Source organism: Streptomyces lasiicapitis (assembly GCF_014646335.1).
GTDB lineage: Bacteria > Actinomycetota > Actinomycetes > Streptomycetales > Streptomycetaceae > Streptomyces > Streptomyces lasiicapitis.
Genome location: NZ_BMNG01000017.1, coordinates 170,600 through 182,848, shown reverse-complemented (window position 1 = coordinate 182,848; position 12,249 = coordinate 170,600). Strand labels below are relative to the sequence as shown.

Below are 12,249 nucleotides of genomic sequence, written 5' to 3'. Positions count from 1 at the left end.
CTGGGCCGGGCGGGCTAGGGGGCGGCCAGGAGGGACCGCATGTGGGCGTACTTCGCCGTGAGGCGGGCCCGGGTCGGTTCGTCCAGCTCGGCCAGGCGCCGCGGATCCGCGTTGTGGGCCAGGTCGGACTGCTTGACCAGGACGGCGCCGGGGGTGGCGCGCAGGCGCTGGGCGTACGACTCCGGTGACTCGCCCTCGTGCTTGGTGAGAGCCAGGACGATCGCCTTGGTGAGCGGAGAGAGCGCCGCTCCGTCCAGCCAGGCAGGCGTCAGCGCGCCGTCCTCAAGGGCGTCGTGCAGCCACGCCGCGGCGATCTGCTCGGCGGAGCCGCCCCGCTCCCGCACTCCGCCGGCGACCGCCTCCAGGTGCTCGACGTAAGGCCGCCCGGCCTTGTCCGTCTGCGTGGCGTGGGCCGCCCGCGCCACCGCCTCCACCTCGGCCAGCGTCATCAGCGTCATGCCGACGACCTTAGCGCCGCCCGCGCGGGCATCGCCGTGGCCACCAGGCCGAGCAGCACGGCCGACCCGGCGAAGGCGGCGTACAGCAGCGGCGGGATGTAAGGCCCCTCGCCGGTCAGCCCCTTCATCATCGGGACGAGCGTGGCGAGGGCGATCCCGGTGCCGATGATCACGCCCGCGCAGGTCACGAGCAGCGCCTCCCAGCGCACCATCCGCATCACCTGGCGGCGGGTGGAGCCGATCAGGCGCAGCGTGCCGAGTTCGCGGCGCCGGTCCAGGATCGTCATGACCAGTGTGTTGGCGGCGGCGACGGCGGCGAAGCCGCCGAGGACGGCCGCCATGACCCGGTTCCCCCAGGCGTTGACCTCGCGGTCGACGGAGGCAGCCGTGGTGTAGCCGTCGCGGTCCTTGACCGTGCCCAGGGACTTCAGCGCGGCGGCCGTACCGCCCTTGGTCCAGATCTCGGCGTCGAGCGCGGACGTCATGTGCCGCTTCAAGTCGGCGGCGGGGAAGGTCGCCTGGGACAGGCCGAGGCCTCGTTCGTACGTCGCCGTGATCTTCGGGCGGGCCTTCGTGCCGTCGGGCAGGCGCACCTCGACGCGGTCGCCGGTCTTCAGGTGCGCGGACTCGGCGAGCATGGCGTCGACCGCGATCTGCCCCTTGCCCAGGGCGAGTTCACCGGTCTTGACCTTGAGGTCCTGCACCTTGGTGAGGTCCGCGACCGTGCCCGTGACGCCCTGCGTCGGCACCGACTCCAGCCAGCGGTCGCCACCGGAGCCCTTGGGCATCAGGACGGACGTCTTGATCAGCCCCACGGCGGCGCCGGAGGACTCGCCCGCCTCGCGTACCGCGTCGGGGCCGAAGCCGCCGTCCGACGTGACGATGTGGTCGGCCGTGATGCCCTCCCGCTGCTGCTTCTCCGTGACGTGCGTCTCGCTGGTGTGCATGAAGACGAGCGTCGAGGAGAACGCCATCGCCAGCACGATCGGTGTGATCGCGGAGGCCATCCGGCGGGAGTTGCTGCGGGAGTTGGCCGCGGCGAGCGAGGCGGAGGCACCCGCGCCGCGCAGCGGAAGGCCGAAAAGGGCCGCGCAGCCACGCGCCACCAGCGGCCCGAGCAGCGCCACCGCGAGCATGAACAGCATCACGACGCCGAGCGCGGCGTTGGCCGCGTCGTCGCCCGTCGAAGTGGCGGCGAACCGCGCGAAGATGATGCCGCCGACGACCGCGCCGACCCCGAGCGGCGTACGGATCCAGCCGACCTGCGTCCGCTCCACGGAGGCCTCGGTCAGCGCCTGGCCCGGCTTGATGCGGGACGGGCGGCGGGCGGACATGTACCCGGCGAACAGGGCGGTCAGGACCGCGGTGCCCGTCGCGACGAGGAAGGGGAGGTACGAGACGGACAGGTCGACGGCCTCGGGGATCGCGCCCTTGTCCTTGAGCTGCCCGAACCACCAGCTCGCCAGGGCGACTCCGGGCAGGCAGCCGAGTACGCCCGCGAGCGGCGCGACGATGAGCGCCTCCGTGGCGATCGTGCGGCGGACCTGACGCGGTGTCGTACCGATGGCGCGCAGCAGCGCGAACTCGCGGGCCCGCTGGCCGACGGAGAGCGCGACGGTGCCGGCGGCCGTGAAGACGGCGACCATCGTGGCGACGCCGCCGAAGGAGCCGCCGAGGCCTGCGAGCAGTTCCTTGGCGTACGCGAGGCGGGAGTTCTCGACGGCGCCGCGGCCGTCGCCCGTGTGGACCTCGGCCTTGTCCCCGAGGGCCTTGGCGACCTGGGACTTGAGCGTGGCGTCACTGACGCCGTCCTTGGGGAGGACGGCGATGGCGTCGATGCGGTTCGGGTGACCGGAGAGGCGGACGGCGTCGGGGTCGGAGAGCCAGGCGGTCGGGGCGGCGCCTTGCGCTGTGTCCGCTCCGCTCGCGTCCTTCGTGAGTCCGGAGACCCGGAAGTCGCGCGGGCCTTCGGCCGTGGTGAGGGTGACGCGCTCGCCGACGCGGGCCTTCGCCGCATCGGACAGGACCACGTCACCGGCGCCGGGCGCCCGGCCCGCCGACAGCTTCTCGCCGGTGAAGGCGGTGGAGCCCCAGTTGTGCGCGGTCAGCGCCGTGGCGCCGTGCTTGACAGGGAAGGTGAGGTCGGCGACGGCGGTACGCGCGCCAGGCACCGAACCCGCCTTCGCCACCAGCGAGTTGTCGAGGCGCGCGCGGTCCGGCACGGGCTCGGGCGAGTCCTCGCGGTCCTCGCCGCTGCCGGTCTTGAAGTGCGCCGCCTGGTCGGCGGCGGCCACCACGGGCGCACCCGCGTACCGCTCCGCCGGAACGGAGGCGCGCAGGCCCGTCTCCAGGAGGATGCCGCACGCCGACACGATCAGGGCCGCCATCGCGAGCGCGACGAACGTACCCACGAAGCCCGCGGGCTTGAAACGGACGGCCGCGCGGGCCAGGCCGTTGGGTACGAAGCTCATGCCGCGACCCCCGCGTACGCCGCGGGGGCGGCCGTGAGCGCCGTCATCCGCTCCGCGATCCGGGCCGCCGACGCGCGCTCCAGGCGGTCGGCGATGGAGCCGTCGGCGAGGAACAGCGTGCGGTCCGCCCAGGCCGCGGCGGCCGGGTCGTGGGTGACCATGACGACTGTGGCGCCCATGTTGTCCACGGCCGAGCGCAGCAGGCCGAGGATCTCGGTGGCCGTGGTGGTGTCGAGGGCGCCGGTCGGCTCGTCCGCGAACACCACGTCCGGGGATGTCACCAGGGCGCGGGCGATGGCCACGCGCTGCTGCTGGCCGCCGGAGAGCTGGCCGGGGCGGCGCCTGCCCTTGTCGCCGAGGCCGACGCGGGACAGCATCTCGGCGGCCGCTCGGCGGTCGGGGCGGTGGCCCGCGAGGCGCATCGGGAGCAGCACGTTCTGCTCGACCGTGAGCGACGGGAGCAGGTTGAACGCCTGGAAGACGAAGCCCAGGCGGGTGCGGCGCAGAGCCGTCAGCTTGTTCTCGCTCATACCGGTGATCTCCGTGCCGCCGAGGCGTACGGTGCCGTCCGTCGGACGGTCCAGGCCCGCCGCGCACTGCAGGAACGTGGACTTTCCCGAGCCGGACGGGCCCATCACCGCCGTGAAGCTTCCCCTCGGCAGGGCCAGGTCCATGCCCCGCAGCGCGTGCACCGCGCCGGAGCCCCTGCCGTACTGGCGGCGTACGCCTCGCAGCTCCACTGCCCAGTCCTCGCCCGCCACGGTGGCCGGCCGCGATGCCTGGAGCTCGTCCGTGCCGGTTGCTTTCCGCTGCTTCTTCTTGCGCAGCCCCATGGCGTGCAGCCTCTCCGTCGTTCGTGCTTGGTCGATGCATCGAACGTACGAAGTGCGGGGTGTCCGCGACCATGAGGCGGTCCGGCCAGTCGGGGGTGGGGTTTCCCCTACCTGGGGTGTTGTGGCTGGTGACGGCGTTGCGGGGCGCTCCCCAATCCCACCCCTTCCCGAAACTGGGGGCTCCGCCCCCAGACCCCCGTATCGGCGCTTCGCGCCTCGTCCTCAAACGCCGGACGGGCTAGATCGAGCTGGGTATAGCCCCTCCGGCGTTTGAGGAGCGGGGGTCCAGCCCCCTACGCGTCCCGGCAGATCAGCAGTAGCGCACGATCGTCGTTCACGTCCTTGGCCACCGCTTCGATCAGGTGCCACGCCGCGCCGTGGAAGCCGCCGGGAACGTACCGGTCCGCCTCCCCCGTCAACCGGTCGATGCCCTCCGCGATGTCGCGGTCGGCGGCCTCGACGATCCCGTCGGTGAAGAGCATCAGGACGTCCCCGGGCCGCAGCGAGCCCTTGACGGGGTCGAACTGGGCGCCGTCGTAGACGCCGAGGAGGGGGCCTTCGCCGGACTTCTCCTCCCAGCGGCCGGTGCCGGCGCTGAGCTGGAGGGCGGGCAGATGCCCGGCGGAGAGGAGTTCGTAGTCGCCGGTCTCAAGGTCGAGTACGAGGTGGATCGAGGTGGCGAAGCCCTCGTCCCAGTCCTGGCGGAGGAGATAGCCGTTGGCGGCGGGCAGGAAGGCGTGCGGCGGCAGGGAACCGAGGAGGCCGCCGAAGGCGCCGGAGAGGAGCAGGGCGCGCGAACCGGCGTCCATGCCCTTGCCGGACACGTCCGTGAGGACGACCTCCAGGGTGCGCCCGCCGTTGGTGCGGGCGGCGACCACGAAGTCGCCGGAGAAGGACTGCCCGCCGGCGGGGCGAAGCGCCATCTCCCGGTGCCAGCCGCGCGGCAGCTTCGGCAGCTTGCTCTGCACGCGGATGCGCTCGCGCAGGTCGAAGAGCATGGTCCCGCCCCCGCGCCAGGGCACCCCGACCCGGCTGCGGAACTGGGCGATGAGCAAGCCGAAGAAACCGCAGGCGGCGACGGTCAGGACGGTGCCGGGCGTGACCCGCGCCGGGCCCTCCGTGTAGGGGCCGAGCCGGACCGACTCCACGATCAGGGCGGCGGCGGATGCGGCGTACAGACCGAGCAGGCTGGAGGGCCGCAGGAGCAGCCCGCCCGCGACGATGGGCAGGACGAGCGCGGCCGGCGAGAACCAGACGGGGTTGATGATCGTGCAGGTGGTGATGACGGGGATGGTGAGGAGCAGCGCGGCCAGCGCCACCCAGTCGGAGCCATCGCCACGGAAGTAGTCGACACCGGATTTGCGCAGCCCTATGCGGGCCCGGTGCAGCCGCTTCTTCATCCGGGCCGGATACGTCTCGGCTTCTGCGCGCCGCGCACGCTGTTCGCGCCGCTCGCGCCCTTCTCGTCGTACCGCCATTGCTCGTGGACCCTATCCACCGGGCCAGGCGCTTCGCACGGGAGGTACCTCTTGTCCCCCTTCAGGGGCACCTCACCCGTATCTTCACGCCCGGCGTCCACACGCGCATTCCGGTACGCGGAAAATCGTTCGCCGCGCCCTTGGAGCCCTGGTAGGCATGGCATATGACAGCAGACTTGCGGGAGTTGAGCCAGAGCGGCTGGGAGCGTTGGTACGGAACGCTGGAGCGGGCGTTCGGCGGCGTCGCCGAGGCGCCCGAGGAGCGCGAGCTGTGGAATTCGCTCACCGAGTTCGAGCGGTCGTTCGGGTTCTGGGACGGCGAGGCCTGCGTGAGCACGGCGGGCGCCTTCAGCTTCCGGATGTCCGTGCCGGGCGGCACCGTCGTGGACGCGGCGGGCGTGACGATGGTGAGCGTGGCGGCCACGCACCGGCGGCGCGGCCTGCTCACGGCGATGATGCGGCACCAGCTCGACGACGTGCGCGAGCGCGGTGAGGCGCTGGCCGTCCTGACGGCGTCGGAACCGGTCATCTACGGCCGGTTCGGGTACGGCGTCGGCTCGCACCAGCTCCGCCTGGAGATCGACAAGAGCCGGGTGCACCTGACCGCCCCGGCCGGCGCGGACGCCGCCGACGGCTTGCGGCTGCGCTACGCGGACCCCGTGGAGGCGCTGGCCGACCGCGAGGCGGTGTACGCGCAGCGGGTGGCGGGCCGCCCCGGCATGCTCGCCCGGCGGCCCGGCTGGGAGCGTCTGATCACCCTGGACCCGCCGGGCGACCGCGAGGGCATGTCGCCGCAGCAGTGCGTGCTCGCGGAGCGCGACGGCGAGGTCGTCGGGTACGCCCTCTTCGCGGTCAAGCCCGAGTGGGACTTCAAGGGCGCCAAGGGCACGGTCCGGGTGCAGGACGTGGAGGCCCTGGACCCGGCCGCGTACGCCGCGCTGTGGCGCTTCGTGTTCGGCATCGACCTGACGTCGACGGTCATGGCGCCCGGCCGTCCGGTGGACGACCCGCTGGTCCACCTCGTCTCCGACATGCGCCGCTCCGACCTGCGCGTCCGGGACTCGCTGTACGTGCGTCTGGTGGACGTCGGCGCGGCCCTCGAAGCACGCACGTATCAGGCGCCGGTGGACGTGGTCCTGGACGTCGAGGACGCCTTCTGCCCCTGGAACCAGGGACGTTGGCGCCTCACGGGCGACGCCAAGGGCGCCTCCTGCAAGCGCGCGGACGACGACTCCCCCGCCGATCTCGCCCTCTCCGTACGGGAGTTGGGCTCCGCCTACCTCGGCGGCGTACCGCTCACCCAGCTTGCCGGGGCGGGCCGGGTGCGGGAGCTGCGCCAGGGCGCGCTTGCGGAGGCGTCACTCGCGTTCGGCTCACCGGTGGCTCCTTGGCTGCCGCACGGCTTCTAGCGGGTCAGCGGGTCGGCTGCGGCCGCTGGCAGGCCGGGCACCAGAAGAGGTTGCGGGCGGCGAGATCGGCGGTGCGGATCTCGCCGCCACAGATGTGGCAGGCCTGCCTGGCCCTGCGGTACACGTACACCTCGCCGCCGTGGTCATCCACGCGCGGCGGGCGGCCCATCGCCTCCGGGGTGTGCTCGGGCCTGACCGTGTCGATGCGGTTGTGCCGGACGCCCTCGCGCATGAGGTCCACCAGGTCGGCCCAGATCGCCGTCCATTGGGCGTACGTGAGGTCCTTGCCGGGTGTGTACGGGTCGATGCCGTGCCGGAACAGGACCTCCGCGCGGTAGACGTTGCCCACGCCCGCGACGACCTTCTGGTCCAGGAGGAGCGCCGCGACGGTGGTGCGGCTGCGGGAGATTCGGCGCCAGGCCGCCTCCGGGTCGTTGCCCTCGCCCCGCGGGCGCAGCGGGTCCGGGCCCAGGCGGGCGTGTATCGCCTGCTTCTCCTCGTCGGTGATGAGCGCGCAGGTCGTCGGGCCGCGCAGGTCCATGTACGCGGTGGGGGTCGCGAGGCGCAGGCGGACCGTGTCCGTGGGCGGGGGCGCGGGCGTGCCGCCGAAGGCCACCTTGCCGAAGAGGCCCAGGTGGATGTGGATCCAGCCCGTCTCGGCGAAGCCGAGGAACAGGTGCTTGCCGTGGGCTTCCGCCGTGCTCAGGGGGTGGCCGCTCACGAGGGCCGCGCCGTCGGAGAACTTGCCCTGGGGGCTGGTGGCGCGCACCTTTCGTCCCTCGAACCGCTCGCGGTGATCGGCCGCGAGGCGGTGGATGGTGTGGCCCTCCGGCACGGGGTCTTCTCCTGGGGGGGGTGGGGTGGGAGTGGGTGGGGTGGGAGTGGGTGGGGTGGGGGTGGCTGGCCGGGGCCCTGCCGGGGGCTCCCCAAGCCCGCCCCTTCCCGAAACTGGGGGCTCTGCCCCCAGACCCCCGCTCCTCAAACGCCGGAGGGGCTGGATTCCGGGAAGGGGCGCCCGCCTCAGCCCTGCTGCGGGTGGTGGGCCGGGATGGCCGGGAGTTCGCCGGTGGTCTCGTAGTGGGAGAGCATCTCGATGCGGCGGGTGTGCCGGGGCTCGCCCGAGTAGGGCGTGGCGAGGAAGATCTCGACGAACTTCGTGGCCTCGTCCTGGGTGTGCATCCGCCCGCCGATGGAGATCACGTTGGCGTCATTGTGCTCACGCCCGAGCGCAGCGGTCTGCTCGCTCCAGGCGAGAGCCGCCCGCACACCCTTCACCTTGTTCGCCGCGATCTGCTCCCCGTTGCCGGAGCCGCCGATGACGATGCCGAGGGCCTCGGGGTCCGCAGCGGTCCTCTCCGCGGCGCGCAGGCAGAACGGCGGGTAGTCGTCCTGGGCGTCGTAGATGTGGGGCCCGCAGTCGACGGGCTCGTGCCCGTGCGCCTTGAGCCATTCGACGAGGTGGTTCTTCAGTTCGTAGCCGGCATGATCCGAGCCGAGGTACACGCGCATGCAGCGAAGTGTGGCATGCACGGGCGTGGGCGGCCGCCGTGGGGCGGCGAGGAGCCGCCTCCCGCCGCCGATTGGTGCAGGCCAATCCCCCTGTCCGGTCATCGTGCGTAAGCACCCGTTCACTCAGCATTCCGCGGAATACAACGATCCGGAGACGGGCCTTTCGTCCCGTCCGCCGCTGCGCTTTTAATGCGGGAGCTCGTCCCCGCGAACCAAAGGATCTGCCTATGACCTCGCAACCGTCCCTTGCGAAGGAAGACAGCACCCCCGAAGGGCCCGTCGATTCCCAGTCGGGCAAGCCGGGCAGCGGTCACGGAGAGGGTGGCGACGGCCTGCAGGCGGGGCTGAAGAACCGCCACCTGTCGATGATCGCCATCGGTGGCGTGATCGGTGCGGGGCTGTTCGTCGGCTCCTCCGCCGGCATCAAGGCCGCGGGCCCCGCGATCCTCGTGTCGTACGCGCTCGTGGGCGCCATGGTCGTGTTCGTGATGCGCATGCTCGGTGAGATGGCCGTGGCGCGGCCGTCCTCCGGGTCGTTCTCGGCCTACGCCGACCGGGCGCTCGGGCGCTGGGCGGGCTTCTCCATCGGCTGGCTGTACTGGTTCTTCTGGGTCGTGGTGCTCGCCGTCGAGGCGACCGCGGGTGCCGACATCCTGGGCAAGTGGATGCCGGGCGTCCCGCAGTGGGGCTGGGCGCTCATAGTGATGGTCGTGCTCACCGCGACCAACCTCGTCTCGGTCAGCAGCTACGGCGAGTTCGAGTTCTGGTTCGCGGGCATCAAGGTGGTCGCGATCGGCGGCTTCGTCGTCATCGGCCTGCTTGCCGTGTTCGGCATCCTTCCCGGCTCGGACAACGCGGGCAGCGGCTTCGCGCACCTCACCGACGCGGGCGGATTCATGCCCAACGGCGCGGGCGCGATCCTCACCGGTGTCCTGATGGTCGTCTTCTCCTTCATGGGCTCCGAGATCGTCACCCTCGCCGCCGGTGAGTCCGAGGACCCGCAGCGCGCCGTCACCAAGGCCACCAACAGCGTGATCTGGCGCATCGGCGTCTTCTACCTGGGCTCGATCTTCGTCGTCGTCACGCTCCTTCCGTGGAACGACAAGTCGATCGTCAAGGACGGCTCCTACGTCGCCGCGCTGAACTCCATCGGCATCCCGAACGCCGGCACGGTCATGGACGTGATCATCCTCACGGCCGTCCTGTCCTGTCTCAACTCCGGTCTGTACACCGCCTCGCGCATGGCCTTCTCGCTCGGCGAGCGCGGCGACGCCCCGAAGGCGTTCGCACGCACCACCGCCAGCGGCGTGCCGCGCACCGCGATCCTCGGTTCGGTCGTCTTCGGCTTCGTCGCCGTGTGGTTCAACTACCAGTGGCCCGACGACGTCTTCGAGTTCCTGCTGAACTCCTCCGGCGCGGTCGCGCTCTTCGTGTGGCTCGTCATCTGCTTCACGCAGCTGAAGATGCGCGGCATCATCCTGCGCGAGCAGCCGGAGAAGCTGGTCGTGAAGATGTGGCTCTTCCCGTATCTGACCTGGATCACCATCGGCATGATCTCGTTCGTGATCGTCTACATGCTGTACGACGACGCCGGGCGCAAGCAGATGCTGCTCTCGCTGCTCGTGGCGGCGCTGGTGCTCGGGATCGCCGTGGTGCGCGAGAAGATCCGGCCGCGGCCGCGCTCGGACGAGGAGCTCACCGAGGCCTGACAGGTCCGCCAGACCTGACCTCTGTGCGGGGTGCCCGCCGGGGCGGCAGCCGTTGCCGCTGCCCCCGGCGGGCACCCCGTTTTTTGCTACCGGTTTCTTACTGCCTGAAAACTTGACGTCAGGTGTCAAGTTATTGCGCCAGGGTGTGCTCGACAGCAAGATCGAAGCAGGGAGCACCCCATGGACTTCAGCACCCCCGGCACCCCCGGCGCCCGCACCGAGCAGCAGCTCGTCCTGCGCCCCGGCGACGCCGGCTACGACGACGAACTCGCCGGATTCCAGACCGGGTTCGCCCAGCGCCCCGACGTGGTCTTCGCCGCCTCCGGCACCGACGACGTCGTCGCGGCCGTGGCGTACGCCGCCGAGGCAGGCCTGCCGGTCGGCGTGCAGGCCACCGGGCACGGCCTCCCGGACGCCTCGCACGGCGGCGTACTGATCACCACCCGCCGCATGGACGAGGTCGTCGTGGACCCCGCGGCGCGCACCGTCCGGGTCGGGGCGGGCGTCCGCTGGGGGCAGGTCGTGGCGGCCGCCGCGGAGCACGGGCTCGCGCCGTTGAACGGATCGGCGCCGTCCGTGGGCGCCGTCTCGTACACACTGGGCGGCGGACTCGGCATCCTGGCGCGGGAGTTCGGGTACGCGGCCGACCATGTGCGGTCCCTGGACGTGGTGACCGCGGACGGCGCCGTGCGGCACGTGACGGCCGAGAGCGAGCCGGAACTGTTCTGGGGGCTGCTCGGCGGCGGCGCGAACCTCGGGGCCGTGACGGCCCTGGAGATCGGTCTGGTACCCGTGGCGCGGCTGTACGGGGGCGCGCTCGCCTTCGACGGGCGCGCAGTGGACCCGGCGGCGATCCTGCGCGCGTACACCGCCTGGACCGAGACCGTGCCGGACGAGGTGACGTCCTCCGTCGCCGCGCTCGTCTACCCCGACCTGCCGATGCTCCCGGAGGCGCTGCGGGGCCGCTATCTGGTGACCGTGCGCGTCGCGTACACCGGCAGTGCCGAGGACGGCGAGCGGCTCGTGGCGCCGCTGCGCGCGATCGCACCCGCCCACGAGGACTCCCTGCGCGAACTGCCGTACACCGAAAGCCACACCATCCACAGCGACCCGGACTTCCCGCACGCGTACTACGGGGAGAGCCGCATGCTGGACGCCCTCGACACCGCCGGGCTCGAACGGCTTGTGTCCCTCGCCGGGCCCGCCGCCGACCGCATGCACGTGGTGCAGCTCAACCACCTCGGCGGCGCCCTCGCCCGCCCTGCCGCCAACGCCGTGCCGCACCGGGACGCGCGCTGGCTGCTGCGGATCCTGTCACCACTTGACGGCGCGGCCGACGCGGCCGGCGCGGACCGCGAGACCCTGCGGGAGTTCTACGCGGACGCGCTGGCCGGAGTGGAACGGCACACCGTCGGGCGGTCGCTGAACTTCACCTTCGGCAGCGGCGACCGTACGGAAGGTCTGTACGACCCGGAAACGCGGAAGAGGCTCGCCGGGCTGAAGGCCTTGTACGACCCGGCGAACCTCTTCAGGCGGAACTACGACGTCAGTTGACGTACGAACCCGCGTCAGTGCTTGTCGGTGTCGCCGTCGATGAGCTTCCACGCCAGCGGCAGCGCGCCCATCGCGAGCGCCGCCTTGAGCGCGTCGCCGATGAGGAACGGCGTGAGCCCGGCCGCGACCGCCTCCGTCAGGGACATGCCGGTGGACGCGGCCAGGTACGGCACGCCGACGGCGTAGATGATCGCGGAGCCGAGGACCATCGTGCCCGCCATCCGCGCCACGCTCCGGTCGGCGCCGCGGCGGGCGAGGGCGCCCACGACCAGGGCGGCGAGCAGCATGCCGAAGACATAGCCGAGGCTCGGCATGCTCATGCCCGACTTGGCCTGCGCGAACCAGGGCACGCCCGCCATGCCGACGACCGCGTACACCGCGAGCGAGGCCGCGCCGCGGTAGGCGCCGAGCGAGGTGCCGACGAGCAGGGCCGCGAAGGTCTGGCCGGTGACCGGGACCGGGGAGCCGGGGACCGGGACGGCGATCTGCGCGGCGATGCCGGTGAGCGCGGCGCCGCCGAGGACGAGCGTGGCGTCCTTCACTCGGGAGGCGGGCAGGAGGTCGGCCAGGACCTGGCCCGGACGGGATATGGCGGCTGTACTCATCGGGACTCCGTGGTTCTGGCGGCCTGGGGCGGGCGGATGGGTGGGTCAGACGGTGTGACCCTATCCCCGGAACGGGCGGCGCTTCAGGGGGCGCCGGTGACAAAGGGAACGGGTCGGCGTTGGTGGGCTCCGCACAAAGCCGCGGGGTCACACGCGATTCGGGGTGACGCTCGTCACTGAGGTCAGAGGGGCCGGGGTGCGCGGTTGCTTCCCGGGGCGCCTG

General features: G+C 72.1%; 10 protein-coding genes. 3 read left to right on the top strand and 7 right to left on the bottom strand.

Features of this window, described 5'->3' with window-relative positions:
- Positions 1 to 14: 14 nt before the first annotated feature.
- The 4 genes from IEY91_RS33550 to IEY91_RS33535 form a co-directional block, all read right to left on the bottom strand.
- Complete coding sequence (locus IEY91_RS33550; RefSeq protein ID WP_189176870.1) at positions 15 to 458, bottom strand: HD domain-containing protein; 444 nt, start codon at positions 456 to 458, stop codon at positions 15 to 17.
- Positions 455 to 2,929, bottom strand: coding sequence for an FtsX-like permease family protein (locus IEY91_RS33545; protein ID WP_189176869.1), 2,475 nt, complete (start codon positions 2,927 to 2,929; stop codon positions 455 to 457). Before IEY91_RS33545 ends, IEY91_RS33550 begins: the two co-directional genes overlap by 4 nt.
- Positions 2,926 to 3,762: an ABC transporter ATP-binding protein gene (locus IEY91_RS33540; protein WP_164325037.1), complete on the bottom strand. Its 837-nt coding sequence runs from the start codon at positions 3,760 to 3,762 to the stop codon at positions 2,926 to 2,928. The genes IEY91_RS33545 and IEY91_RS33540 overlap by 4 nt, the downstream gene beginning before the upstream one ends.
- Before the next feature lie 293 nt (positions 3,763 to 4,055).
- Entirely contained in the window at positions 4,056 to 5,240 is a 1,185-nt protein-coding gene (locus tag IEY91_RS33535; RefSeq protein WP_164325035.1) for a PP2C family protein-serine/threonine phosphatase, read from the bottom strand.
- A gap of 164 nt (positions 5,241 to 5,404) precedes the next feature.
- Between IEY91_RS33535 and IEY91_RS33530 the strand changes: the two genes are divergently transcribed.
- The gene (locus IEY91_RS33530; protein ID WP_189176868.1) at positions 5,405 to 6,649 is read left to right on the top strand and encodes a GNAT family N-acetyltransferase; all 1,245 of its coding nucleotides are present in this window, start codon (positions 5,405 to 5,407) and stop codon (positions 6,647 to 6,649) included.
- A 4-nt stretch (positions 6,650 to 6,653) separates the two neighbouring features.
- Here the strand turns inward: IEY91_RS33530 and IEY91_RS33525 are convergent, their stop codons facing one another.
- Positions 6,654 to 7,484: an Fpg/Nei family DNA glycosylase gene (locus tag IEY91_RS33525; RefSeq protein ID WP_189176867.1), complete on the bottom strand. Its 831-nt coding sequence runs from the start codon at positions 7,482 to 7,484 to the stop codon at positions 6,654 to 6,656.
- Between the two features lie 185 nt (positions 7,485 to 7,669).
- Positions 7,670 to 8,158: a ribose-5-phosphate isomerase gene (locus IEY91_RS33520; RefSeq protein ID WP_164325028.1), complete on the bottom strand. Its 489-nt coding sequence runs from the start codon at positions 8,156 to 8,158 to the stop codon at positions 7,670 to 7,672.
- A 227-nt stretch (positions 8,159 to 8,385) separates the two neighbouring features.
- Here IEY91_RS33520 and IEY91_RS33515 point away from each other — a divergent pair, with 227 nt between their 5' ends.
- Entirely contained in the window at positions 8,386 to 9,867 is a 1,482-nt protein-coding gene (locus IEY91_RS33515; RefSeq protein ID WP_189176866.1) for an amino acid permease, read from the top strand.
- 180 nt (positions 9,868 to 10,047) lie between these two features.
- Positions 10,048 to 11,421 carry an FAD-binding oxidoreductase gene (locus tag IEY91_RS33510; RefSeq protein WP_189176865.1) on the top strand — a complete coding sequence of 458 codons (1,374 nt, stop codon included), beginning with the start codon at positions 10,048 to 10,050 and terminating at the stop codon, positions 11,419 to 11,421.
- A 14-nt stretch (positions 11,422 to 11,435) separates the two neighbouring features.
- On the opposite strand, the gene IEY91_RS33505 is transcribed toward IEY91_RS33510, so the two are convergent.
- Positions 11,436 to 12,026 carry a biotin transporter BioY gene (locus tag IEY91_RS33505; RefSeq protein ID WP_164325023.1) on the bottom strand — a complete coding sequence of 197 codons (591 nt, stop codon included), beginning with the start codon at positions 12,024 to 12,026 and terminating at the stop codon, positions 11,436 to 11,438.
- Between the last annotated feature and the right edge of the window lie 223 nt (positions 12,027 to 12,249).

What these genes read in the sequence shown, in the direction of transcription:
- IEY91_RS33550 (WP_189176870.1), bottom strand. Translation starts at nt 458, where the DNA reads ATGACGCTGATGACGCTGGCCGAGGTGGAGGCGGTGGCGCGGGCGGCC.
- IEY91_RS33545 (WP_189176869.1), bottom strand. Translation starts at nt 2,929, where the DNA reads ATGAGCTTCGTACCCAACGGCCTGGCCCGCGCGGCCGTCCGTTTCAAG.
- IEY91_RS33540 (WP_164325037.1), bottom strand. Translation starts at nt 3,762, where the DNA reads ATGGGGCTGCGCAAGAAGAAGCAGCGGAAAGCAACCGGCACGGACGAG.
- IEY91_RS33535 (WP_164325035.1), bottom strand. Translation starts at nt 5,240, where the DNA reads ATGGCGGTACGACGAGAAGGGCGCGAGCGGCGCGAACAGCGTGCGCGG.
- IEY91_RS33530 (WP_189176868.1), top strand. Translation starts at nt 5,405, where the DNA reads ATGACAGCAGACTTGCGGGAGTTGAGCCAGAGCGGCTGGGAGCGTTGG.
- IEY91_RS33520 (WP_164325028.1), bottom strand. Translation starts at nt 8,158, where the DNA reads ATGCGCGTGTACCTCGGCTCGGATCATGCCGGCTACGAACTGAAGAAC.
- IEY91_RS33515 (WP_189176866.1), top strand. Translation starts at nt 8,386, where the DNA reads ATGACCTCGCAACCGTCCCTTGCGAAGGAAGACAGCACCCCCGAAGGG.
- IEY91_RS33510 (WP_189176865.1), top strand. Translation starts at nt 10,048, where the DNA reads ATGGACTTCAGCACCCCCGGCACCCCCGGCGCCCGCACCGAGCAGCAG.
- IEY91_RS33505 (WP_164325023.1), bottom strand. Translation starts at nt 12,026, where the DNA reads ATGAGTACAGCCGCCATATCCCGTCCGGGCCAGGTCCTGGCCGACCTC.